Here is a 26,818-nt window from a genome sequence, read left to right on the forward strand (position 1 = left end):
CCTAATATTCGCTGCGATAAAGTGAGTTGTCACGACTGATCACCTTGGATTGACTCCACATGGTATTAGTCGGCATATAGTCTGTAGCGGCAGCGATAATACTTTTACTCTTAATATCTATTAATCGAATATTTAACACCAGACTATTCTGTTGCTGGCTATAGGTACCTGTTAAAAAATAATCAGCATTAATTTTCGTATCTAGTTGCTCAAGTTGTCTAGACAACATCTGATCATAGTTTTGCTTGATATTAATGTTCGGCATGGTCTTAAACTCAACTACGGTTAATCCTGCTTGAGCAGACAACGTAGTCAAACTTTCCTGCACCTGTAAACCAAAACTACCTGCATCTGGCAAGTTTTTGCCACTGTTTAACGCGACCGGTAATATTGTTCCCACTGCAACACGCTTTTGAATATCGATGTTATTTGCGGTATCAAACAATTGTTCCGTTAATTGTCGGACGTAATAATGAATAGAATTACTTTGCGGTTGCACCGTTGAGCTATTATTGCTTGTTGTCTTCGGAGTTTGTTCAGCATCAGCAAACATTGGCAGGTTTGCACATCCGGCCAATAAACATCCCCACAAAGATAAAAACAGACACTTTTTCATTATTAATCCATACCAACATTATGAGCTACATATAACGGTTATTGTTACTAGCTAATGGCAGTCACTATTGCAATGTGCTTTGCAATTAGTGCGCCAATCAGTTTATTAAATTGCGTTGATCACCTTACCGCGATACCAACCAATCAACCTTTACATCAATTTATCGATCAAGAAATTAGGCAGTAATTTGCTATTCGAGGCTACAACTTGCTTAGTGGTATAATTGATTAAACGCACATTCACCACCACACCGCGTTCGTTGCGCAGCATGGTTCCCGATAAGATGTAATTAATATCCATATCATCACTGATACTGGTAATATCTCGCGGATGCAAATAACCACTGTGCTTATCCATGTTAAGCATGCCAGTCAAATTATAATCACTGACCGGTAAACCTATTTGCTGCAAATCATTAATAAAAGCTTCGGCTAACTGATCCCCTAAGCGATTACTGCTGTGTTGCGGCGCATCCATATCTACAAACGCAGTCACAACAATAGGGCCGTCAATATCCCGTCCTTGCATATCATTTTGAATATCCGATGCCATTTGCTCAGTGTATTCCGTCAATAATTGAAAATGCACATCGGTATTAAACAAACTAGCCGGCGGTTGGGCGTCAATCGTTTGAGCGGACATATGAGTTGGCATGTCCTGACAAGGATAAAATTCGCCTTGATCATTAGCGCACAAAGGTTCTGGTGATACAGTCGATGAATTATAGGAAGTGAAGTCGAGCACGGAACAGCTCATCAGTATTGTCGATGCCAGCCAAAGGGTGACTAATTTAATGGAGTATGCCATAACGTGATCCGCAAACGATTTTTTAATCAATAACAGCACAAAGCAAATTTTACGCCAATTTAATGCCCCATTTAATTAAAGATAAGTTTTAGCACACATTCTTTCATCGAGATAAAAAAACGCGCCCGTTGGCGCGTTTTGATTTGTTAACAATGATTAATGCTTAGGCATAAACCGGAAAGGTTTTGCACAACGCCAATACTTCAGATTTAACCCGGTCGATAACTGAGTCATCCCCCATATTGTCCAGTACATCAGCAATCCAGCTGGCAACCTGCTTGGCTTGTTCTTCTTTAAAGCCACGACGAGTAATAGCCGGAGAACCAATACGCAATCCACTAGTGACAAACGGAGAACGCGGATCATTAGGTACCGAGTTCTTGTTGACGGTGATATTGGCATTACCCAGCGCTGCGTCAGCATCTTTACCGGTAATATCCTTGCTAATCAAATCGAGCAAGAATAAATGATTGTCGGTTCCACCAGAGACCACATCATAGCCACGCTCCTGTAACACAGACACCATAGCTTTAGCATTGGCAACAACTTGCTGTTGGTAAGCTTTAAATTCTGGCTGCAAAGCTTCTTTGAAGGCAACCGCTTTAGCCGCGATCACATGACACAACGGACCGCCCTGGCTTCCCGGGAACACGGCGCTGTTAAGCTTTTTATAAATATCTTCATCACCACAGGCTGATACAATCAAACCACCGCGTGGTCCCGCTAAGGTTTTATGTGTAGTGGTAGTAACCACATGAGCATGAGGAACCGGGTTTGGATAAACCCCAGCCGCAATCAGACCGGCAACGTGAGCCATGTCGACAAATAAATACGCACCGACTTTATCGGCAATTTCACGGAAACGAGCCCAATCCACAATACCGGAATAAGCCGAAAAGCCACCGATGATCATTTTCGGTTTGTGCTCTAAGGCTAACGCTTCGACTTGATCGTAATCAATCACACCTGTTTCAGGGTGCAAACCATACTGTACCGCATTATAGGTTTTACCCGAGAAATTCACATGCGAACCATGAGTTAAGTGGCCACCGTGTGCCAGACTCATACCCAATACCGTATCGTTGGGCTGTAACAACGCCAGAAATACCGCGTTATTGGCCTGTGAACCAGAATGGGGTTGTACGTTCGCATAATCCGCACCGAACAATTCCTTAGCGCGTTCAATGGCTAATGCTTCAGCGACATCAACATACTCACAACCACCGTAATAGCGTTTGCCCGGATAACCTTCAGCATATTTGTTGGTTAACTGTGTGCCTTGCGCTTCCAATACGCGCGGACTGCAATAGTTTTCAGAGGCAATCAGTTCGATATGCTCTTCCTGACGTTGGGTTTCTTGTTCAATGGCTTGCCATAATTCCGGGTCAAAATCAGCAATATTCATGTCTCTGGATAGCATCGGGCGTCCTCGTTAAAACTAAAATGGAGTAGTAAATTTGGCCGCTATTCTAGACAGAAACGCGATTTGATGCACCCGCTTTGAGCGACTTTCTTATGCGCTTTTTAACCTTTATAGAATATTCAGTGGCAACATAAGACAACAACCTCGCGGGAAAGCCATTTTATATCAAGCATTTCACCGAATTACGCTCCACCAATTCAGGGATAAATAAATGAGTATTACTGGTCGGTTTAGCATTGGGATCACTAAGATCAATCGCCAGTTTTGTGGCATAGCTAGCCATTTCTTCAATCGGATAATGCACAGTGGTCAAGCGCGGGCGGCAAGCGCGGGCGATACTGAGATCATCAAAACCGATTACCGATACATCTTCCGGCACACGTAAACCGGCATCAAATAAAGCATGCATCGCACCAATCGCCATCAGATCGTTATAGGCCAGCAAAGCAGTAAATTTATGACCTTTGCCCAGCAAGGCTTTAACCGCCTGCTCGCCTCCTTCAATATTGGCGGTTCCTTCTTCAATTGCCTGATCCGGTAACACTAAGCCATTGTCTTGCAAACATTCTTTAATGCCTTGCACACGCGAGCCAGGATCGCGGTTTTGATAAATACTGGTGATCACGGCAAACTGCTGATGGCCTTTTTCCAGCAAATGTTCGGTAGCCTTGCGTGAACCGGTCACATTGTCCAGCCACACACAACGATTGGCAATTTGTGGAATATAGCGATTAATCAACACCAAACCCGGTAAATCTTTGGCCAGTTTGATCAAGGTTTTTTCGTCGGAATATTCACTATGCAAAATAATCGCGCGGCAGTTATGATCGCGCAACGACTCAATCGCATCCAGTTCAGACTTGGTTTCATATAAAGAATTACTCATCAGCAATTTGTAGTTATTTTCACGCGCCGATTTTTCCACTCCACAGGCCAAACTGCCAAAAAAGGACATCGATAATTTGGGAGTCACCACACCAATGGTATTGGCCGATTTTTTGACTAACGCCTGCGCGTTAGTATTTGGCCGATAACCCAGTTCCGCAATGACCTTTTTTACTCTAGCTCGACATGCATCGCCGACCTGTCCGCCATCATGGATCACACGAGAAACCGTTGCCGTCGATACTCCGGCAACCCGTGCCACATCTTTTATGGTAGCCATCAGTTTTCATTTCCTTTCATATATCGCGGTTGTCGTATCTCAGCCCGTTCCACTAATAAACGTCGGGTTTGATTGCTACGCTGTTCATCGACTTTATAATACCGTAAAACAAGCAGCGGCAGCAGACTGAAAACCACTGTTCCCAGTGATAAAATAACCCGCATCGATAAAATACTGCTATCAGGCTGCTGATCTTGCAAATTGGCATTAAAATCAATCACATTCAGACTCAAACCGGATAATAGCAAAGCCACCGCCACACTCAAATGAATTGTCCAGCTATGAATAGCGGCAAACATCCCTTCGCGCCTGACACCATTAAGCCATTCATCTTCGTCACATAAATCGGCCAGCATGGATGGGATAATCACCGTCATGGCGGTCCAGATCGCAGTGCAAAACAGCGCATCAAATAATATCAGCCAAGGCGCCCCTGGAGTAAAAATAAACCATTTGGCTACGCCACCTATTGCGGTTAACCAATATAAAATGACCATCGCTGAAATTTTACCGACATGAGCCGACAATCGAGTCACCACAGGTACCGTAGCAAAACCGATTAACGCGTAAGCAGTAGACAAAATGCCTTTCCATATCGCGCCTTGCGCGATGTCCCCGTTAAACAGCGAATAAACCAGTAAATAATAATCCATACTGGCAGTAAAGCCGCCTCCGGCAAGCTGTAGAAAACACAGTAATATTACAATCAATAACGGTTTATAGCGGATCACCGTTATTAAGCTATCCCGCAAACTGACGGCCTGTGTCACCCTTGGCACATAACGCCGTTCGTGGATAAACAGCGCCGGGATCAACCCCATCAAACCGATAATAAATAGCCCAACCCCCCAACCGACATATTGAATACCAATAAATACACTGGCAAACAGACTCAGTTGCGCCAGCGGAAATAACCACTGGTATAACACCGACCCCAGTTTAATAAAATAAGTCACGATCCCCATGGTTTCGGTACGCTGATGATATTGCTGGCTTAATTCGTAGGACAAGCTGGTCATCGGCACTGTCAGTAAGGTGGTAGACAAATAAAACAAGGTTGAGAACAACACAAAATAGCCTAACTGGGCACTGGCTGACCATTGCGGCGACACCATCCAAATCATCCCGAAGGTCAGCCCGCTGAGTATCGCTGCCACAAAAATCACTGGCCGACGACGACCAAATCGGCTGCGTAAATTATCCGAGAAATGCCCCACCCAGGGCGCTGGAATATTGCCGAGCAAGGCCGGGATCGTCATGGCCAGTGCCAGCAAAAACGGATCGATTCCCAAGGTCATTTGATAAAAGGGGATCGCCAAAATAGTGACGCCCTGACTAGCAAAAAACAGTGAAAAAAAGCCACAACCGAGAATCAGGCGCTGATTAAGCATGGGATAATCGGTGACATCAGATGATAAGCTTTTCGGACGCCCAAACGGCGACATGCAAAATCCTTAAAGTTAACAAGTTCAGCGCGGGTAAGTTACACCGAACTTGTCTTCTATCGCAAAAATTTAATCCTGAATCAAACTTACCTCGGACAATTCAATACCGTGCCATCCTTTATGTTGACTACCTTGATAACTTTTTGCGTCAAAAGCCAACTGCAAACCTTGCAACAAATCAAGCTCTGTTAATGGTAAATGATTAGTTGATTCGGAAGGTTCAATTCTGGCTGGCATAAAAGTCGGATAAACCTGAGGCTGAATGGTATCCACGGCTTGCATTTTATTCAGCGGGATCAGTACATAATGCCAATTGGGATCAACCTTTACCACTGTGCCATACGCCAGACCATTTTTATCCAATAAAGAAATATGCACATATTCGGCTTTGTCATAGGCTCTTACTTTAACCGCCAAGGTGTTATAACCGGTTAAATTTCTATCTTTCAATGAGTTATCCATGCTGGGCATTATGCGTACTAATGGATTGGGCAAGTCCGTTTTAATTGCATCACTGGATAATTTAAGCGCCAATTCATCACCCTGCTGTCCACTGACGTATTCCCATTTAGAACGGGCATCTTTAGGATACAACAGATTATTTGTGTCCTGTGCCGGGTCAAACAAGGTCACAGGAGCACCAGCCGGACGTAATCCGGTTTGCCAATAGGGTTGCTTCGCCACAAAATCCCAATCCGTCGGCGTACCAGATGCCGCTCCCGGGAAAGTGGTTTTTACACCGGTTTGGGTGACGGTAATGGCGTATTCTAGCAACCCGCCTTTTGACCAGTTCTTATCCTTGGTTAAATTCACTTCATAGCGATTACCCTGCTCCAATTGCATGGGCAAGGCAGAAAATTCACTATCTCCATGATAACGGATCATTAATTCCACTTTATCCACCGGCGTGCTGGTGCCCACTTGAGCGCTAAAAGACAGCTTATCCGCCAGGTTAAACTGACGTTGCGGTTGATGATGTACTAGCAACTCTTCGGTTTTAATCGCGGGTAAATAGTAATGAGTATCCAGAGCTGTTACTTGCTCAGTATTGCTCAGTGGCTTGTTACTCAGTAGATAAATACCGGGACGAACCTTAAATTCGCCCTTATTCGCTTGCCGATTTTGTCTGCTAGAATCAACCGGCTGAATATAAAAGCGCGGACCTAGTTCAGCCAAGTCAATTTGCATTGTTTGGTTGTTAATATATAAACGCCCTACTTCCCGGTGCAAACTGGAATTTTGATGGGGATCCTCAATAGCTTGCAAGTCCGGATAGACTTCTAACTGCCACACGCCCGGTTTAACCTTATCCACAAAGTAACTACCGCTCCCCTGATAGTCCACCATCGACGAACTGCCTACCCCGGCAATATGTTGTAGCTGCTCAATGTCTTTGGGTGTAGCTTGAGTGCTATGGGTGTAATAAAAATGTTCGGCATTATTTAGCACCGCCAAATCCTGATGATAGTCCAGTGTCACATCAGCAAACTGGTTATTGGATGGATAGCTGCCGGTATCACTATTTAACGGCAATGTGCGAAAAACCTCACCAGCAATCATCAGACTGATCGCCTTGGACGGCGTATATAGCAAATTTAAATAATGGGTATTGTAGTTGGAATTGGTCTGCGCCAATACGGCCGAATCATAGGCAAACTGGGTGGCCCATTGAAAACCGGCGGCCTTGAAGCTGCGCGCCATGGCCGGATACATTACCGATTTGGTTACATCAGCCGCATCAAACTCATACACCATTTTGGCTTTATCAGCACAACCCCGCGTATTAGCAAAGGGGTTAGTGTATTGACTTACCGCCGGTAACATATTGGTTTGCAAGGCATTATTATGCACCAAGCCAGTGGGATACCATTGATAGGCAATGCCGTCGATAGAGGTGCCACATAAGGCTTTAGCAAACGGCTGGTTGTTGCCCTGCTCACTGATATTATAAAACAGCGGCTTATTGATATTCTCGCCACGAATAGTGGCAATCAGCTTTTCCACATAAGCCGCACTGTCAGCCAAGTCTCCCGGATGGCGAGGCTCATTAAAAATCTCGATGGCGATAATATTCGGATCCTGTCCGTAAGTCAGACCGGTGTAGGGATTTTTATGTCGAAATAGCTGCTGTAAATAGTTTTGCTGGGCTTTAACCGCTTTAGGCTGCTGGTTCATCTCGGCTTTAGTATACAGCGCCGCAAACCCCGGCTCTTGCGGATCAGGCTCAGGATAGCCACTGCCCCACCAGGCGATGGGGGTAATAATCACTTTAATATCATGTTCAGCCAGCTTTTTTAGCAAATAGTCAAACAACTCAAGGTGTTGGTTTTCGAGTAAATTGCCTTGCTGATCGGAGATTTCCCGATCCCACATATGGATCCGGTACGCATCCAGCCCAAGGCGGGCAAAATGATCCACATCCATATCAATGGCCGTTTTATGGTCAATACCCAACTTGTTTAACGAGCGGTAGGCATAAGCAAAAGGAGTTGAATAATTGACCCCGAACAAGGCAACCTGTTGCCCGTTTTGCCATTGCATCGCCCCATTTTTAATAGCTACATCGCCAGACGAAGCATTAGCCACTGAGCAACAAAAGGAGCTGACCAATGCTACTACAGTCATTTTGATTAATTTGTGCATCCTGTTGCTCCTTTTATTGTTGTTTTTTCGAGTTTGACTGTTCAAACGGCAAAGCGGCGCTGGTGAGTTTAAATTTGGCAGAGGTTGCTGTCACAGAGGCGTTAGCCAAACTATCACCAATTCTAACCAAGATAGCGGCTTTACCTTGTGCCGTCATCACCGCATCTGGATTCACAATCTGGATATCCCCTTTGCTGCTAAATTCAATTTGCTGTTGATTCAGTGGTACCAGATTACCTTTGCTATCAACAAGTTGGGCATACACAAACACTAAATCATTCACCCCGGCTTGCGCTGGGATACCACTAGTATCCATCGACAATGTTATTCCGGAAACCTGCCCCGGTGTACTCACCTGATGTTGTGCAACTTGTTTACCGTTAATAAACGCTGTTGCTTCTAGGGTACCGGCTTTAAATTGCCCCACATTAAAAATAAAAGGTGGATGGTTAAGGTGGGTAGATAGCGCATCTTGCTGCGGTGTTTGCCGCGCGACCAACTGACCATTTAAGCGTAATTCCACTTCATCGGCATTACTAAAAACGGTTACCAGAGGAGTGGATTCTGCTGTCCATTCGCTAGCAATATATACCATCGGGCCGGAATCAAATTGTGTTGACTGAACATTTGCATCACGCTGGCTTTGATAAAAGTAATAGCTGTATTTGGGTAATCGATACAGACTCATAATCCCGGAGGCTTCGATATCATCGGCATAACCGCGATTATAATCAAACATCACCCAATAACCGTCGGCAAAGGCCGGAATGGCCAGATTATCGTTATGTGCTTCCTTAATATTACGCGCTTGCTGTAATAAACGAGCTTCACCGTCACTGAGTAACTGGCGGCTGGTGCGTTCATCCTGTTTTAAATCACCCCAACTGTCCTGATTGAGCCCGGCATTTTGAGCGTAATATTCCCAATCACCATACTCGGAAACATTATAAGGTTGCTGCGGCGTTTCGTAATGCTTTAAACGGTGTTGGCGGGCTTGCAGATAAACATCAAAACCATGCTGCCAGCCAGCCGAATAACTGTGCGGATATTCCTGATGAACAGTTTGGTGTAAATCGGCAATAAAATCGTCCGGCATATCCGATTCATTCAGTGAACATTCCCAGGCTAATACACTGGCATGGTTACGATCGCGGCGCAGCATATCGCGACAGGTTTGTAATACATGCTGACGGAATTCTGGTGCTGGCGAGTAATATTGCCAGCCGAGAATGGCATCAATCAGTACCAGACCCAGCTCGTCGGCAGCCTGCATAAAAGCCGGTGAATGGGGATAATGGGACAGTCGTACATAATCAAAGCCAGCGGATTTGATTTTAACCGCATCGCGGTAGTCGGCCTGCTTTGATGTCGCATAGCCCACATGGGGATATTCCTGATGACGATTCACCCCGCGTAAAAAGGTTTTCTCACCATTAATTAGCAACTCATGCTGCTGATTGAAAGCAAACTGGCGAATACCAATCCGGGTATTTTGTTGTTGTAGCAGTCTGCCATTGAGGTATAACTGGGTGCGTAACTGGTATAAATTCGGGCTGGACGGGCTCCAAAGCCTGGGACTAGCTACCGTCAGTAATTGACTATATTGATGATCCTGGCCTGCGGCTAACTTTAGCTCACCACTACTGGTTTGTGCCACTATTTGCTGATCAGCCATCAGTTGTTGGCGCAGTTCAAAGGTTTTGCCATCAACATACTGATTTTGAATATGAGTGTTAACCTGAATCTGTGACTCGGTTTTGTCTACTTTAGGAAAAGTAACAAATACACCACCACTGGCGGTTTTATCTGCCAGCATTTCATCACTGATATGCAAGGGATCGCGGACAAGCAAATTAACACCACGATACAAACCACCGTAGGTATTAAAATCCAGGATTTTTAGCGCCTTGGGTCCGGTTACCGGGTTATCCCGATTATCCAGCCTGACCAATAACTTGTTTTCACCGACTTTCACACTGTCACTAATATCCAGCGTAAAGGGTAAATAACCGCCTTGATGTTGACCTATTTTGTTACCGTTGAGCCAAATATCGGCTCGGTTCATCGCCGCTTCAAAACGCAGCCACAATTTTTTACCTTGCAAACCGGGCTGAATAGAAAGCGTTTTTTTATACCAGGCAACGCCTTGCCACTGATCGTTGACCACTTTAGGTTCAATTTGTGGGGTATGCGGCAACCGCACGTTTTGCCAATGCTGCTGTTCCAGTTCGGCTAGCCCGGTTTGGGGATGGGTTTTACTAAATTGCCAGTCACGGTTTAAATTAATTTCTGTTGCCGACGGCTGGAGCTGTTGGGCTATTTTTTGGGTGCTATCGACCTGACAGCCGCCTAACAGGCTTATTAAGATTAAACCTATAGCGCTAATAAATGATTGTTTAAGCACCTTTGTTCCTTAATGCTATTTCTATCGATGCCTTGTGGTATCAACAGATGGTGATAATCGGGTAAAACAAAATAACGACCGGCAACAACCGGTCGATGGATTAATCAACTTAGATTAATTACATGGAGTACTGGAAACCAATCAGGAAGCGGCGTCCCCATTCCACGTTGTAGGCAGGTTTGGTTTTGTCATTATCCCAATAGTTTACTGACGCTGCGTTAGTCAGATTTTGTCCTTGCAAGGTCAATTTCAGGTGTTCATTCACCTGATAACCGATACTGGCATCCACTGTGGTTTCGGCTTCATTCAAATTAACCTGGGAAGGTAGCCAGCTATTAATACCGGTAAACTCACTGCGATAGTTATAGGATACACGCGCATCATAACCGTCTTTGTCATACCACAAGGTCAAGCTACCGATATGCTTGGACAACCCACCTAAATTATAAGGATTCTCTACTGGTTTAAATTCCATCACCTCACTATCGGTATAAGAATAATTGGCAAAAATACCCATACCATCAAAAGGTGCAGGTAGTTCGGTAAAGGCTTGTTGATAAAGTACCTCTACCCCTTTAATCACCCCGCCGTCACCGTTTACCGTGCCAGTAAAGGCATAATCAACCCCGTCAAAGGTCACAGTGCCAGCATCTAAGCCAATATGCGACTGTAAATCTTTGTAAAACAGATTAATGGTAGCGGCCGAGTTTTCGCCCCAGAAATACTCATAACCAATATCCATCTGATTGGCCACATAGGGATCAAGGGTTGGGTTACCGCCATTGGCTGTCGGCGGCTGCGCGGTGCTGTCCAGTGAGAAACCGGTACGCATTTCCAATAAAGGCGGGCGTGACATGGTGCGTGCCAAGGCAAAGCGGATCTGTGAATCATCACTGATGTTAAACAACAGGTTTAATGAAGGTAGCCATTCATCATAATCGTGATGCACTTCTGTCGGGGTGGGACCAGGCTGGTACCAGACATCATCATCGCCTTCTACCCATACCGCGGATTGTTCATGACCGCTGGATACCACTTCGGTTTTAGCATAACGCAAACCCAGATTACCGGAATAAGGAATACCTCCCAAATCGCCGGACATATTCAACTGCACATAAAAAGCAGTATTGGATTCCTGCAATTTCCACGAGGCCAGATCGTTTTTGCTATTGCTCGGGTCATCATGATCAACTACGCCACCAAAGGCGACCTCGGCCACTTTGCCCCAATCTTTAAAGGTATAAATATCCGGTACATTGTAGCCGCCGCCAATGGAATAGCTCATCCCATAATCGCTAAGGCCGTGATCCTGTTTGGCCGAGCGGCTCCAGTCATTGACCTGATCATTTTCCTTAGTGCGGTCGGTATAGCGACCACCAAACAGCAATGACTCAAACACACCCCATTCGATATCCCGCTGGAAATCCAGATTAATATTGGCCATTTCATCGGTTAAGACTTTATCGCCCTGCCCTTCCATTACCGAAGGCGTAAATTCCTGACCGGTAATTTCCCAAGTGCCCGGGGAAGTTTCTTCCCACACGTCGGCAACTGCGCCTAAAGCATATTGTTCGGGGCTGCTGATATCACCGCTATGGACAATAATTTCAGCCGCGTCTTTATTTTGAATATCAAAACCTAAATCATAATCGCCACCCACATAGGTCGGATTGATCGTGACCCAGACCGATTCAATACTAGCTTTGGAGTAACCCACATCCGCGGTGACTTTCCACACATCCCCCACATATTCGGTGTTAATACCGGTACTGAGCATTTCATTAGTCTGGAACCAGGTAGGCACATAGTTAGTCAAGCCATTATTAAACTGACTACCGGCAACTATCTGCTCGGAACCATCGGGTCTGGCAATAATGGTTGGCGTTACGCTGGAGGCATCATAGGCGGCTGCGCCCCATCCTCGTGGGCCACTATCCCCGTCGGCCCAGTTACCCAGATCACCTGGCCCCATTTGGTCATCCCGTTCTTTGATATCAAACTGGGAATAAAATAAATCGCCCTTAACACGTAAATTGTCAGACGGCTTCCATTCAACAATCGCTAATCCACCAGTGCGTTCGTTATTGCCTCTTTTACTTTTTGCCATCACACCCCAAGGTGCATGCTCAACGATGCCGTTTTCGTTCAGATCACCACGGTTATCACCATTGTTGTAATCCCAGGACTGCACGCCCCGCTCCAGTGAAGGCTGATCCTGATAGGTCAATCCCAATGCAATACCAAAAGTATCTGACAATTGGTCAATGTAGCTGATGCTACCCTTGTAGCCATTACCATCGGTATCGGGTAAATCATCACCCAACTCATTGTGCATAAAGTTACCGTTGATATTGATAATGCGTTTGTCTTTGGACAGAGGGCTGACAAAATTCATATTAACCAGACCGGAAATACCGCCTTCGGCTTTACTGGCGACCGGACTTTTATACACTTCAACCGAATCAATCAATTCAGCCGGGAACTGTTCAAAGCGCACATCTCGACTGGGCTCGGCAGAGACTATCTCACGATTATTCATGGTGGCCACGTTCAAGCGCGGCCCCATACCGCGAATCGAAATACGGCTGGCGTTACCGCGATCCCGCGAAGCGGCAATACCAGGCAAGCGCACCAGTGAGTCGGTAATACTGACATCAGGCAAGTTACCCAAATCATCGGAGGAAACGATTTCCACCACTGAATCGGCGAAACGCTTTTGGCGCAGCGCTTCCCCTAATGAAGCACCGAATCCACGTACTTCAATTTTTTCAAACTGATCCGCCGATTTATCATTTTTATCCTCGTCAGCGATCGTTTCCTGAGCCGATGCGATCTGCATCATTTGCGCGACGGAAAGTGCCAGCAGCGTGTATTTGAATTGAGCTTTCATGTTGTTAACCCTTTTTCTGTCTAATTATGTTGCGACCGTCAGCAAGATTGGATGACGCTGTCGTATTAACAATCACAGCCCAGTGAAAGCCTGAAGATCAGTACAAGGCTGATTATTGAATAACATATTTATAACATGCAAGGTAAACGTTTACCATAAATTAATCAAAACAAAACTAAACATACCTCTAAGCATCTGTTTTTAATGGTAATATAAACAATTAAAAAGGTTAAACGATTGCGTTAACTTGTTGTTATAGCCAAATGTCAGCCAAGGTAATTGTCGTTGCTGGCCAGCCTATATTACGTAATTAAGTAATATGGATTATGTTGTTAGTTTTTGTTAGTAATCCCCCATGCACCACTGATTGCGTATTTGATAACATAGTTACCCTGTTCAACATGATCCTTTTTCAAAGCAATCTAAACAGGAGTAATACAATGATTGAAACCTGGAGATGGTTTGGTCCCAGTGATTCAATCAGTCTGAGTAAAATCGCTCAGGCTGGCGCGACTGGCATTGTCAGTTCGCTACATGAAATTAAAACCGGTGACGTTTGGCCATTGGAGGCCATTGCCGAACGCAAAAAAATCATCGAAGACGCGGGTCTTGAATGGTCGGTGATTGAGAGTATTCCCGTTCACAATGACATCAAAACCCGTACGGGTGATTTTCAGACTTATATCGACAATTACAAACAGTCGATCCGCAATGCTGCCGAATGTGGTGTTTACACCATTTGCTATAACTTTATGCCGGTAGTGGATTGGACGCGTACCAACCTGATGTACAAACTGCCGAACAACAGCCATGCCCTGCGTTTTGAGATGACAGATTTCGCTGCTTACGATATCTATCTGTTACAACGTGACGGTGCGCGACAGAGTTATGCGCCGGAGGTTATTGCCAAAGCAGAAGCCCGTTTTGCCAAGATGTCCGATATTGAAAAACTGGAACTGGAGAAAAATATCATCGCCGGTTTGCCCGGTGGTGAAGGCTCTTATACCCGGGAGACTATCCGCAGCACGATTCAGCAGTTTATTAATCTGGGCACCGAGGGGTTCCGCCAGAACCTGTTTTTGTTCTTGCAGGAGATTATTCCGGTAGCTGAATCTGTCGGAGCACTAATGTGTATCCATCCCGATGATCCGCCATTTTCATTATTCGGTTTACCCCGGGTGGTATCCACTGCCGACGACGCCCGCAAATTATTACAAGCGGCGCCGGGCAAGGCAAACGGGCTGACATTGTGTGCCGGCTCTTACGGTGCCCGTTGCGATAATAACCTGGTGGAAATGGCCAAAGAATTCGGTCCGCAAATCCATTTTGTGCATTTGCGCAACGTGATCCGTGAAGCTGACGGCTCGTTTTATGAGTCCGATCATCTGGCCGGTGACAACGATATGGTTGGCCTGGTACAGGCCTTACTGAGCGAAGAAAGACGTCGTCAGGTCAGCGGCGATGACTTGCCCAGTATCCCGATGCGTCCCGATCATGGTCATTTGCTGGAAGATGAATTGAACCAGAAAGACGTTAAACCCGGCTATTCCTACGTAGGACGGCTCAAAGGATTGGCGGAACTACGTGGCGTGATCCATACCGTAGGTGCGTTTTTACAATAACCCAAGAACGCTGGATGCCCCAAAAAATTAACTCGTAAACATGATTAAATAGACTGGGTAATCGGTAATTATCGATTACCCGTTGTCATTTTTAATGTTGATTGCCGAAACATCCGCCCCGTCATATACAATCTATCACTTTTGATAGCTTGTAATTGCAGGGTATTAACCATGTCTTCCGCAAATGCCATTGCTTTATTCCAAATCAATTAAGTTCAAAGGCCACTATTGAACTATCATTTAACTCTGCAGCTTAACCTGAATGTGGGTGGTTAAGCCTTTGATAATCATACCGCTTATATATTCGCTTATCATATCATTTGTATGTATTTAAAGTGATAGCAAAATTAAATTCAGAAACAGGTGTTCGAATTTTCATTAATGACAATCCATGCAATATACAATTTTATTTCAGGGTATAAGATAACTTTATGAAAAATCAGTAAATTATCGGAATAAATGCCGATTTATGGGTTGCCCTCAGATGTTCTCCCCCTTAGACTGGGCTGAAATTGAGAGCGAATACTCAAAATGAATATATTAAAAACAATAACCACACGGTCGGCCCAATGCCTGAACTAGCACCACTTTATCGTCAGATAACAGTTTTGAATACGTTATGGCAGGCTCCATGGACGGTGCTGATTCAAGAGCTGTCGCTTACCATTCGCAGCCTGCTGCAAGCCAGCGATGCAACGATTTGGACGATAAATCAACATGATTTAACGCTGGAACTCCAATACCGACTGGATAATACTCGACACCGTGGTGCCGCGCATCGCAAGTTATCACAGTTCCCTCTTTATTTTGACGCCTTGAACAAACACGACTTACTCAGTCTAGACAGTGTCAACGATGACGATCTTGTGCACGGAAAGTTTGATCAGGACATTAGCTTTGATCGAGAGATAAGCGAACTTCACACCCCGTTAAGATATGATAAAAAATTGCTGGGGGTGTTATGCATCGATAATTTCCCCAAACAAGTCTCCACCCCCCAAGATCTGACCCATTTTTTGCAGGCATTAGGAGCGCTACTTTCACAACGCCTTTCACACGACAAAATACAACAGAGTCAACTCACAAACCACGAGTTGAATCGCAAGCTGCAAGCCACTTTCGACAATGCGGGTGAAGGTATCTTATTGATGCAAAATGAGTACTTTATCGATTGTAATCAGGCTATTTTGCAAATGTTTCGTTGTAGCAAAGAACAGATCATGCAACGAACACCTATGTATTATTCTCCCGAGTTTCAGCCTGATGGGCAATTGTCCCAAGACAAGGCCATGCAGCGAATAAAAGCGGCTTTTGATGGACAAGTACAATGTTTCGAATGGCAACATAAACGCCATGATGGAACCTTGTTTGATGCGGAAGTCACGTTGACTGTAGTCAACCTTGAGCAAGAACCATTGGTTCATGCCATTGTACGCGATATTACAGAACGTAAACTGGCAGAACGTCAACTTCAGCAGTCTAAAAATTTGCTGATTGCCCAAAACCAGAATTTGTCTTTGCTTAATGCGCTATCAATCAAGTTACATAGCAGCACCTCGGTCAAAACCATTGTCGATGAAACCCTCGATATTTTATTGGAGTTGTTAAATACCCCCTATATCGCGATTTATTTACTTGACGAGGATAAACAATATCTTAAGTTAGCCAGCAGTCACGGCTTCAATGACCATATATTGCAAGTCGGACAACGCATTCCGTTATCTGGCGGCTTAAATGTGCGTGCATTACAACAAGGTCACTTACTGGTTACCTCCGACATTGCAGGGGATCCACAAGCTAACCCGGATCTCAAAGCCTTGGTAGAGACAATCAACGTTAACTCCGGTGCTTTTATTCCATTAATTTATCGCAACGAACCTCTTGGCAGCTTGTGTCTGTTATATAAAGAAAGCTATGTATTCGATGAAGCCGAGAAAGACACCTTTGATACCATTGGTAAAAATATATCGTTGTCAATTATCAATGCCCGGCATATGCAAAAGCTGGAATATATGGCTCACCATGACTCGCTGACGGGGCTGCCTAACCGCGCGCTATTGCACCATGAGTTTGAAAATAACATTGCCTTTGGTCCGGGAATGCCAGCGGTATTAATGTTGATCGATCTTGACCGTTTTAAAGATATTAACGATACGTTAGGCCATTATGTGGGCGATTTATTGTTACAACAAATAAGCCCTCGGATCAGCCAATGTACCCAAAATTATAAAACGTTAATTTGTCGATTAGGTGGTGATGAATTTACTGTCTTAATTTATGGCCGCCCTAAACAGGATGAGTTAATCCAGTTAGCTAACGATATACTTAACAGTTTGCGCCAACCGATTAATATCGACTCCATGCTTCTGGAAATCGATGCCAGCATTGGCGTCGCGTTGTATCCAGAGGATGGCAAAGATAGTCACGCATTATTACGTTCTGCCGATGTCGCCATGTATGACGCTAAAAAACGTGGCGGTGGTGTGACCTTGTATAATCGGAAAAAAGATATTCACACCCCGGAACGTTTGTCCTTAATGGCTGAATTAGGTGGCGCTATCCGAGATGATCAGCTGGTATTACATTACCAACCCAAAGTCGATTTACAACACAACCGCATTACCGGATTTGAGGCGCTAGTCAGATGGGAACATCCTTTATCCGGCTTACTCTATCCGGATAAATTTATTCCACTAGCTGAAGTTAGTGATGCCATTCATCATTTAACTGAAAAAGTTCTGGATATGGCCTTGTCACAACAACAAATTTGGCGTCAACAGGGCAACGAATATTCAGTAGCAGTCAATTTATCGGCACGTAATCTGGTTGATGACCGCTGTGTTAACAGTCTGAAGTCCAAATTACAACAATACCAGACACCGGCGGGTATGCTGGAACTGGAATTAACCGAAACAGCGTTAATGCAGGATCCGGAAAAAGCGGTAGATTTGCTAATGCAGTTATCCCAGCTTGGGGTCAAACTATCGATTGATGATTTTGGCACCGGTTATTCATCCCTGTCATATTTACGCCAATTACCTATTGATACCCTCAAAATCGATCGGTATTTTGTCAATGAAATGCTGAAAAATGAACAAGATATTATTATTGTCCGCTCGACCATCTCGCTCGGTCATAATTTAAATCTAAAAGTCATTGCTGAAGGCGTGGAAGATCATGAAACCATGTCGGCGCTGCGTAAAATGAATTGTGACATTGCTCAAGGCTACCATATTAGTCGTCCGCTTAGTTGGCCAGACATGGAGCAATGGTTAAAGCAAACCACGTCAAGTTAGTTAGGGGCTGTTGATCTTTGATGTATGAATTTTGTTCAAGTCCAACGCCTTCTGATCGCGACGCCGGATTGCAGGCCTGGTGGATCTAAGTCAAAATCCGGCAACAAAGAGCAGAAGGTGTTGGGTTGAACCCTCCGGGCAGTGTTTGTAGCGCATTTCTACAGCGCTATCGCTCGTTTATGTAGAATAACTACACCATACTCGCTCTGCCTTGTATAAATGCGCTACAAACTACTGCAAAAACACACACCAAAGATCAACAGCCCCGATTAGTTATTCAACCAGGTCTGAATACCTAAACTGCTTTGACAAAAAACTATCTACTTTTTCAACAACTTGATTAAACCAGGGATGAAATAACCAAAAGCTATGAGGCGAATTGTCGAAATCATAGGATTGATGATAAATCTGCCATTTATCCAACTGGGCAAAAGCCTTTTTTCTGCCCTCAGCAAAACGAGTCTGCCCACTACCGATAAATAACATTGGAGGAGAGTTAGCACTAATATATTCAACCGGTGATGCTTGCTTCCAACGCTCAGTCTGACTGGCGTAATTTCCACCAAGCCATAACGCCAAAGCACTATCTGTTTGACCATTTTTGTCTTCATATTTCAACCCCAACTCAGAGGTGATATCCATAATACCATCCAGATCAATTACCGCCTGTACATCAGTGTCCCCATTTATTGTTTGCGGTTTAAACCATTGCAGATGGGATGTATTAGCCAATAACGCTGCCATGTGCCCACCTGATGAACCACCCAGCAAGGCCACCTTGCGGCTATCTATTTGATAATCTTTAGCATGTTTTTTTAACCATAATATGGCGCGATTTACATCCTCAAGTCCAGCAGGATAAAGTGCTTCAATGGATAATCGATACTCAACCGTAATAGCGAGATAGTCTCGCTTGGCCAACGCCGCTGCCAATGGAAAAAGGTGCGACTTATTACCGGAGCGCCAACCACCACCATGGATCAATATAACGGTAGCTTTAGGTTGAGCATTTTGGGGGACGAATAAATCCAGATGTAACTCGCGCCCATTAATAGTGGCATAGACTCGATCCAACTGGATGCCAATATCGTCATTTAATTGCATATCAGCGATACTAATGTGCGGGTATTTTTTATGATATTTTGCAAATGCCGAGGCGACGGTATAGCTATCGTCAACTTCATAGGCATGCGCTTGACAGAGAATTAATAGTCCCGCCAGCCAACCTAATAAACATTTAACAACATTCTTTGTTTTCATTGAATCACCTATGATAACAGACTTTACTCGGCAATCAGAATGCCATTATAGTGACGTACCTTAACCTGAACTCTATAGTGAAAAAACAGTATCCTTGTCTTCCCCTATTAGTCTTTCCTCAATTCAGGCGCGTAAAATCCAGCTCATCAGCCAGGGACTGGCAGCTGCGCAACCTAAACAGCAAAATGCTGCAACCACGCTCAACGTCATTCAGCAATTAGGTTATATTCAAATTGATTCAATCTCCGTCATCCAGCGAGCCCATCATCATTGCTTATGGAGTCGTTTGCCAAACTATCAGTTAGCACATATTGATCAGCTGCTCGCATCTAAGCATGTTTTTGAATACTGGTCACATGCGGCAGCCTTTTTACCCATGGATGATTATCGTTTTAGCCTTCCGCGCAAACAGGCTATCGCCCGCGGGGAAAAACACTGGTTTGACAAAGATCACAAGCTGGTCAAAAACATATTGCAGCGCATCCGTACAGAAGGCCCATTGCAAGCCAAAGACTTTGAGCAACGTAAAACCCTGAATACCGGCTGGTGGGACTGGAAACCGGCCAAAAAAGCGCTGGAACAGTTGTTTATGGAAGGTCAACTCATGGTAAGCAAACGACTGGGTTTCCAGAAAGTCTATGATTTGACCGAGCGAGTTCTACCTGCCAATGTTGATACTCGCCTACCCACCAATGAAGAATTTTATCGCCATCTGATTATCCGCCATTTGCAGGCTAATGGATTAGCTAAGCCCTTTAATATCAGTTATTTGCGTAAAGGTTTGTTAAAGCCCATTCAACAGCAATGTAAAGCCATGCTGCATGATGGTGAATTGTTATTGGTTGAGGTCAATCAGCAACAATATTATGCCCTGCCCTGTGTTACCGACTTATTGAATAAAAAACTGCGCCATACCAAAGTCCACATTTTATCTCCCTTTGATAATCTGCTTATTCAACGACAACGTACTCGTGAACTGTTTGGTTTTGACTATCAGATTGAATGTTATGTTCCGGCCCCCAAACGCCAGTATGGTTACTTTTGTTTGCCCTTATTATTCGGGGATCAATTCGCAGGGAGAATGGATGCCAAAATAGACCGAAAAACTGGTGTGCTCAATATTATTCATCTACATATTGAAACCGATAAAATCGAGGAATTTATAGCGGCACTCAAACCGGCATTGGTCAATTTTATGTATTTTAATCGCGGCCAAACAATGGAAATGAAACGTCTGTCTCACTACCGGGTGGATCTAACCACCAGTACACAACATCATTGGCGACAAATGCTAATTGATTAACCTTACGCGGGCTCGGACATCTTCATTAGCCCACTTCGATGTCAATCTATTAATCACATCGACCACGTTCTACTTTTTCAGTTTGGGTTGCCAGTTTTTAAACTCGATATGTGCAGGAACCACTTTATTTTTTGCTTCATGCCGGATGATCTGATCATTTAACCATTGAAACCATTCCCACGGAGTGTCGCGACCCACTTCTTTGCGTTGGCCTTCAACATAGGCTTCGAGCTTTTTCCATGAATGAAGGATCGGATAACTAAAAAAATCTGCCGCCAATCCCAACTGGAGTTGCTGCTTGTGCACCATAATACCGATACTCTCCCATGTCCCCATATACGCAAATAACACGCCCAACTCCGCGTCGAAATACTTCTCAATCTGTTGTTTATTTAATCCGGATGGCATTTCAAATACTTTGTGCATAACGTTCATCAGTTCTGTGGTTGCGTAACTGCGCAGCATTTGAAATGCCACTTCCCGCTCCGAACTTTTCTGCGATTCACGGATTTGTTTGGCCAAATAAACAATTGAGCTAATAACACCAATAGCTGCAATAAAGTCACTTATATCACCCAGTTCAGATATAGAAATCATTGTTTTACCCTTTTCTTTTTTGCTTTAAAAACTGTTGTGAGTATAGGTAAAATCAAAGTGAGTCAGCCAATCCGAATGCTGCATTGATAAACGAATTATTGCGGCAATGGCTTGCCGCATTAGGATAACTTGCTAAGGGAAGACAAAAATCATGACGGATGATCAATAAACGCCATAAAGAAAAATAAATGCAAATAATTGATTTAACTTAGTTTTTATAAAATTATCGAGCATTTGAAAATATTGGCACGACGTATGCTTTATTTACTCCCGACGCTTCTGGTGTCAATAATTTGAGCGCCTAGATAAAAAAGGCCGGGTCAAATGACCCGACCAACTTGCTCAAGTTAGGAGATCGAGCAAATAAGGTTTCTGTCCGACTGGCAGGGTTTGGGATTGCATACTGGCCTCTCAACCACTTCTACACTCTCAGTCCTGTTAGTCGGCGTTTTCTTCAGAGTGGCCTCTCAGTTCCTACTCTCTCTATTTTTATCCCAATTAGCCTTGCAGTAATGACAATGCAGATTGTGGACGTTGATTTGCCTGACTTAACACGGTTGTACTGGCTTGCTGAATAATTTGCCAGCGTGTCAACTCAGCCGTTTCCTGAGCAAAATCGGTATCGCGAATTCGAGAACGAGCGCCCGACATATTCTCCGATATATTACTCAAATTACGAATGGTGGATTGAAAGCGGTTCTGAATAGCACCTAAATCAGCCCGTTTAGCGTCAATTGCCGACAATGCGTTACTGACAATAGTCATGGCAGCTGACGCATCATCGACATTTGCCACCGATACGGCAACCCCATTGAACAACCCAGATGCTCCAAAACCTCCCATTCGTGAGATATTCACACTAATTTTCTGTCCGGCATTAGCTCCAACAAGAAACGCAGCCGAATAAACACCATCGAGTATATTCACGCCACCGAACTGGGTGGTGGTCGCAATCCGACTGATTTCCTGCTTCAGGGCTGAGACTTCTTTTTGCAGTGCCAAGCGGTCTGCCGACGAGTTAATCCCGTTTTGTGACTGAATGGCCAGTACTCGTATCCGCTGCAATGCTGTAGTGATTTCAGACATTGCACCTTCAGCCGTTTGCGCCAGGGAAATACCATCGTTTGCATTACGTACAGCTTGATCCAGCCCCATAATTTGCGACGTCATCCGATCGGATATTTGCAAACCTGCCGCATCATCCTTAGCGCCATTAATACGAAAACCTGACGATAAACGTTCAAATGAGGTGCTTAGCGCATTACTCGAATTGAATAATTGTCTTCTAGCATTGAGTGAAGACACGTTTGTATTGACATATAAACTCATTTTATTTCTCCTAACCTGATAACGACTATGGCTATTATTTTTATTATTTCGCCGCCGTTACTCGTGGTTTTCTATAAAAGTTAAAAATTGGCACATAATGTGCTTTGTTTATGCTGCCAGTCAGTTTTCTGACTTGTGTTTTTGTCAGGTTACCACCTGCAAAAGCTTATGCTTAAAGTGAGCTTCGGCTCATGTCGACTGTCAGGATTGATGGCCTAATACCTCAAACCTCACTACCTCCTGGCGTCTTTCCTGTCAGTCGGCGCTAAAAAACAAAGCCTCAACACTTTTGTTTTTTAAACGCGGCGTTCCTTTGCAGATCCTTTCCTGATAAAAAATCTCTACTGTCAGGTCGCTTGCTGCTTGTCCCCACAATCTCGCAATGCGACCTTCTTACCCCATATAATTCAATTACTTACACTGTTAATCCTGTTTTTCCTGATAACCTGAAAATCCTACTACGGTTAGTGTTTAACTCGTTCCTCTTTGCACATCGACGACCAATAACCAATCCATTTACAGTCGTACTTACCGACCTGATGTCAGGCATAAAAAAGCCCCAACATCCTGATTTTTAGACGCACTTGTCCCTTACAGCTCCTTTGCTGATAAAAAATCTCTAGTGTTTATTAATGTGATTGCTGCTTGTCCCCACAATGTGCAATCAATAACTAGTTAATAACCAGCCCTTCTCTTTTCATTTACCCCTGCAATAGTTGCAATGCAGCCTGCGGTCTTTGGTTAGCCTGACCCAGTACGGTAATACTGGCCTGCTGAATAATTTGCCAGCGGGTCAATTCTGCCGTTTCTTCGGCAAAATCAGTGTCACGTATACGCGATCTTGCCGCCGACATATTCTCGGAAATACTGCTTAAATTACGAATAGTGGATTGAAAACGATTCTGAATGGCACCAAGATCGGCGCGAACCCCATCAATAGTGGAAATAGCCTGAATCACTGAGGTTAATGCCGCAGAGGCACCATCGGTCGTCGCGACCGATAAATTAACACCATTGAACAGCCCTTCAGCACCGAAACCTCCTGGTCTGGAGATATTCACACTAATAGATTGTCCCGCGTTGGCTCCTACCAGGAATGCGGCCGAATACACGCCATCAAGAATATTCACGCTTCCAAACTGAGTGGTTGTAGCGATCCGACTAATTTCTTGTTTCAACGCTGACACTTCTTTTTGTAGTGCCAATCGATCTGATGAGGCGTTAATCCCGTTTTGGGACTGAATAGCCAGTACGCGAATACGCTGTAGTGCAGTAGTAATTTCCTGCATCGCGCCTTCGGCAGTCTGAGCCAATGAAATACCATCATTTGCATTACGCACCGCCTGATCAAGACCCAATATTTGGGATGTCATACGATCCGATATTTGTAAACCAGCAGCATCATCTTTGGCACTGTTGATCCTGAAACCTGATGATAAACGTTCGAATGCGACATTCAGATTATTACTTGAAGTAAACAGCTGACGTCGAGCATTCAACGACGACACATTAGTGTTGACGTACAAGCTCATTTTTTCTCTCCTAACTTAAAATTTATAATCCGCCAAACTGTTATTTTTGTTTTTATGTTTGTGCGGTATTCAGTTCTATTGCTTTTTTTGTATGAACCGAATATTTAAAGAACTGGCTATTGGTTTTATTATTTTGCTCAGTGCCTTTGCTCAACTTATCGTTAGGTAATGAATTTTACTTTAGAGAAATAATTAACTATTTTTTAATAACCTTAAAAATCAAATAGTTACAAAACGAAAAAGCCGAAGCAAAATTGCTTCGGCACGGTGCCCATCGTTAGGAGAAAATGAGCGAAACGGTTTTCATTTGACTAAATTGACCTCACTACCTCCTGGCTCAATAAGTCAAAATGAATATTATCCTAATAGCTGTAATGCAGATTGAGGACGCTGGTTAGCCTGGCTTAACACAGTAATACTGGCTTGCTGAATAATCTGGTTACGAGTCAGTTCAGCAGTTTCGGTGGCAAAATCGGTATCACGAATCCGTGAACGAGCGCCTGACATATTCTCTGATATGTTGCTCAAGTTACGGATAGTCGATTGGAAACGGTTTTGCAATGCACCTAAATCAGCTCGTGCCGCACCGATAGTTGATAGTGCATTATCGATACTGGTTAGCGCTGCAGAAGCCCCGGCAGTAGTAGCAACAGTTAAATCACCAATGGATAAACCTGAAGCACCGTAACCCCCTGCACGTGACAAGTTAACGGATATAGACTGGCCGCTGTTTGCACCTACCAGGAAGGCGGCTGAGAAGCTACCTTTCAAAATATCCAGTCCACCAAACTGTGAATCAGTGCTGATACGGCTGATTTCAGTTTTAAGGGCTGATACTTCTTTTTGCAGAGCAACACGGTCAGCAGAGGTATTAATACCGTTCTGTGACTGTACAGCTAGCTGGCGAATACGTTGTAATGAGCTGGTGATCTCTCCCATTGATCCTTCAGCTGTTTGCGTTAATGAAATAGCATCATTAGCGTTACGTACCGCTTGATTAAGACCCATAATCTGGGAAGTCATACGATCAGTAATTTGCAAACCTGCAGCATCATCAGCAGCACGATTAATACGAAAGCCTGAAGACAAACGTTCAAAGGATGTACTTAAGGCATTACCTGAATTGAATAATTGACGTTGTGCATTTAACGCAGAAACGTTTGTATTGACGAACATTGACATGATTTTCTCCTACACTCTCAGTCCAGTCGTAACTGGCATTCGATCGGTGTGATCAAAGGTTTAAAACACTTTTAAGTACATTCACCCTGTTTTACAAAATGAATGTTACTGGCTCTCTCGATAAAGTTTATCGACGCCATTTAGCACTCCTTTAGTATTTATTTGCCGCATGGCAAAAAAAGCGGAAATAAATTGCCGCCTTTGCAATTGCTAACTGATTGAGATTCAATAGGTTTAATTAAAAAATGCAGGTGTTAAAAAATGTTCAATGATGGGCAAAAAATGCTCTACAACAAAGCCAGTCATAATGCTTTTACCGATTTATGTGTGTACCGACAACAACTCTATTGCTGTTTTAGAGCCGCTCAAGATCATATTAGCCCTGATGGAAATATTGTTGTCTTACATCTAGGATGGCAGGGAGAAATACAGGCTGAAACTAAAATTCGAATGCCCGGCTGTGACTTGCGCGATCCTAAACTGTCGGTCTCAGCAGACGGTAAACTGATTTTACTGGCCTATGGCCGTCATTATGATCAGCAACACAAGTTTCTGTATTCACAACCTTATGTCTGGTTTAGCACTGATGGTAATAGTTGGTCCTGCGCCAAACCCATAGGTCAAAAAAATTGGTGGTTATGGCGTTTAAGCTGGTACGGGGATAAAGCCCTTGGATTTGCCTACAATCGTCGCCAACAGACTTTAGCCCTGTATGCTGGCAATCCCCTAAGAACCTTCGAGAAAATCCTTCCTGAGGCCTTCAGCCAACGTAAGAACAAGCTAGGCTATCCTAACGAGAGCGATATTTGTTTTAATCCTGATGGCACCGCTTATGCGATTATTCGGCGCGATGCCGATAGCGGTAGTGCCCAATTAGGTATCGCCAAACCACCCTATAAGCAATGGCGCTGGCATAATCTGGATTTTTATCTAGGTGGGCCGGCGATGTTGTTAATCAATCAACAACAGGCGGTACTTGCTGGGCGAATATGGCAGCCGTCGGGTCCTAAAACCGCGCTGATTAACCTTGATTTGGGCACATTTGAAGCCAAGATCAGGCAAATACTCCCTTCAGACGGGGATTGCAGTTACCCCGGCTTAGTCAAACAAGATAACCAATTATATGTAAGTTATTACTCAAGCCATATTAATCAACAAAGTGCGATTTATCTGCATCGAATCAATGTGGAATAGGCTCACGCCGAGGAATAAAAAGTATAAATCCCGTTTTATAACAGAGGCACCCTGTTGACGGAAAACGGTGGCGAGCCCGTATTGCGAGAAAGTCGTTTTACAGGATAGTT

The 26,818-nt window shown here is 44.2% G+C and carries 18 protein-coding genes; 4 read left to right on the forward strand and 14 right to left on the reverse strand.

Features of this window, described 5'->3' with window-relative positions; translation table 11 throughout:
• Position 1 precedes the first annotated feature (1 nt).
• From ACTD55_RS06280 to ACTD55_RS06315, 8 genes are all read right to left on the reverse strand, one after another.
• Entirely contained in the window at positions 2-616 is a 615-nt protein-coding gene (locus tag ACTD55_RS06280; protein ID WP_438863465.1) for a FlgO family outer membrane protein, read from the reverse strand.
• Positions 617-766: 150 nt separating this feature from the next.
• The gene (locus ACTD55_RS06285) at positions 767-1,423 is read right to left on the reverse strand and encodes a FlgO family outer membrane protein (RefSeq protein WP_438863466.1); all 657 of its coding nucleotides are present in this window, start codon (positions 1,421-1,423) and stop codon (positions 767-769) included.
• Between the two features lie 163 nt (positions 1,424-1,586).
• The gene (glyA, locus tag ACTD55_RS06290) at positions 1,587-2,843 is read right to left on the reverse strand and encodes a serine hydroxymethyltransferase (protein WP_438863467.1); all 1,257 of its coding nucleotides are present in this window, start codon (positions 2,841-2,843) and stop codon (positions 1,587-1,589) included.
• A 163-nt stretch (positions 2,844-3,006) separates the two neighbouring features.
• Positions 3,007-4,011, reverse strand: coding sequence for a LacI family DNA-binding transcriptional regulator (locus ACTD55_RS06295; protein ID WP_438863468.1), 1,005 nt, complete (start codon positions 4,009-4,011; stop codon positions 3,007-3,009).
• Positions 4,011-5,456, reverse strand: a complete 1,446-nt coding sequence (locus tag ACTD55_RS06300; protein WP_438863469.1) for an MFS transporter — start codon at positions 5,454-5,456, stop codon at positions 4,011-4,013. The genes ACTD55_RS06295 and ACTD55_RS06300 overlap by 1 nt, the downstream gene beginning before the upstream one ends.
• Before the next feature lie 69 nt (positions 5,457-5,525).
• Positions 5,526-8,099 carry a hypothetical protein gene (locus tag ACTD55_RS06305; protein WP_438863470.1) on the reverse strand — a complete coding sequence of 858 codons (2,574 nt, stop codon included), beginning with the start codon at positions 8,097-8,099 and terminating at the stop codon, positions 5,526-5,528.
• Positions 8,100-8,112: 13 nt separating this feature from the next.
• Positions 8,113-10,503 carry a glycoside hydrolase family 2 TIM barrel-domain containing protein gene (locus ACTD55_RS06310; protein ID WP_438863471.1) on the reverse strand — a complete coding sequence of 797 codons (2,391 nt, stop codon included), beginning with the start codon at positions 10,501-10,503 and terminating at the stop codon, positions 8,113-8,115.
• A 118-nt stretch (positions 10,504-10,621) separates the two neighbouring features.
• Positions 10,622-13,393 carry a TonB-dependent receptor gene (locus tag ACTD55_RS06315; protein WP_438863472.1) on the reverse strand — a complete coding sequence of 924 codons (2,772 nt, stop codon included), beginning with the start codon at positions 13,391-13,393 and terminating at the stop codon, positions 10,622-10,624.
• Between the two features lie 440 nt (positions 13,394-13,833).
• Between ACTD55_RS06315 and uxuA the strand changes: the two genes are divergently transcribed.
• Positions 13,834-15,015, forward strand: coding sequence for a mannonate dehydratase (gene uxuA, locus ACTD55_RS06320; protein WP_438863473.1), 1,182 nt, complete (start codon positions 13,834-13,836; stop codon positions 15,013-15,015).
• Between the two features lie 68 nt (positions 15,016-15,083).
• Here the strand turns inward: uxuA and ACTD55_RS06325 are convergent, their stop codons facing one another.
• The gene (locus tag ACTD55_RS06325) at positions 15,084-15,206 is read right to left on the reverse strand and encodes a hypothetical protein (RefSeq protein WP_438863474.1); all 123 of its coding nucleotides are present in this window, start codon (positions 15,204-15,206) and stop codon (positions 15,084-15,086) included.
• A gap of 378 nt (positions 15,207-15,584) precedes the next feature.
• Here ACTD55_RS06325 and ACTD55_RS06330 point away from each other — a divergent pair, with 378 nt between their 5' ends.
• Positions 15,585-18,311 (forward strand): EAL domain-containing protein, encoded by a 2,727-nt coding sequence (locus ACTD55_RS06330; protein ID WP_438863475.1) that lies wholly within the window; start codon positions 15,585-15,587, stop codon positions 18,309-18,311.
• A 273-nt stretch (positions 18,312-18,584) separates the two neighbouring features.
• Here ACTD55_RS06330 and ACTD55_RS06335 read toward each other — a convergent pair whose 3' ends face one another.
• Complete coding sequence (locus ACTD55_RS06335) at positions 18,585-19,571, reverse strand: alpha/beta hydrolase fold domain-containing protein (protein ID WP_438863476.1); 987 nt, start codon at positions 19,569-19,571, stop codon at positions 18,585-18,587.
• Positions 19,572-19,665: 94 nt separating this feature from the next.
• On the opposite strand from ACTD55_RS06335, the gene ACTD55_RS06340 reads away from it, so the two are divergent.
• Positions 19,666-20,874 carry a winged helix-turn-helix domain-containing protein gene (locus ACTD55_RS06340; protein WP_438863477.1) on the forward strand — a complete coding sequence of 403 codons (1,209 nt, stop codon included), beginning with the start codon at positions 19,666-19,668 and terminating at the stop codon, positions 20,872-20,874.
• Between the two features lie 69 nt (positions 20,875-20,943).
• Here the strand turns inward: ACTD55_RS06340 and ACTD55_RS06345 are convergent, their stop codons facing one another.
• The 4 genes from ACTD55_RS06345 to ACTD55_RS06360 all read right to left on the reverse strand — a co-directional run bounded on the left by ACTD55_RS06345 (position 20,944) and on the right by ACTD55_RS06360 (position 25,514).
• Complete coding sequence (locus ACTD55_RS06345) at positions 20,944-21,471, reverse strand: DUF4760 domain-containing protein (RefSeq protein WP_438863478.1); 528 nt, start codon at positions 21,469-21,471, stop codon at positions 20,944-20,946.
• 498 nt (positions 21,472-21,969) lie between these two features.
• Positions 21,970-22,800 (reverse strand): flagellin, encoded by an 831-nt coding sequence (locus tag ACTD55_RS06350; protein ID WP_438863479.1) that lies wholly within the window; start codon positions 22,798-22,800, stop codon positions 21,970-21,972.
• Positions 22,801-23,501: 701 nt separating this feature from the next.
• Positions 23,502-24,332 carry a flagellin gene (locus ACTD55_RS06355; RefSeq protein ID WP_438863480.1) on the reverse strand — a complete coding sequence of 277 codons (831 nt, stop codon included), beginning with the start codon at positions 24,330-24,332 and terminating at the stop codon, positions 23,502-23,504.
• Between the two features lie 357 nt (positions 24,333-24,689).
• Positions 24,690-25,514 (reverse strand): flagellin, encoded by an 825-nt coding sequence (locus ACTD55_RS06360; protein ID WP_438863481.1) that lies wholly within the window; start codon positions 25,512-25,514, stop codon positions 24,690-24,692.
• Between the two features lie 261 nt (positions 25,515-25,775).
• Here ACTD55_RS06360 and ACTD55_RS06365 point away from each other — a divergent pair, with 261 nt between their 5' ends.
• The gene (locus ACTD55_RS06365; protein ID WP_438863482.1) at positions 25,776-26,708 is read left to right on the forward strand and encodes a hypothetical protein; all 933 of its coding nucleotides are present in this window, start codon (positions 25,776-25,778) and stop codon (positions 26,706-26,708) included.
• The last annotated feature ends 110 nt before the right edge of the window (positions 26,709-26,818 follow it).

Origin of the sequence: Neptunicella sp. (assembly GCF_048268085.1) — a bacterium.
Lineage (GTDB): Bacteria > Pseudomonadota > Gammaproteobacteria > Enterobacterales > Alteromonadaceae > Neptunicella.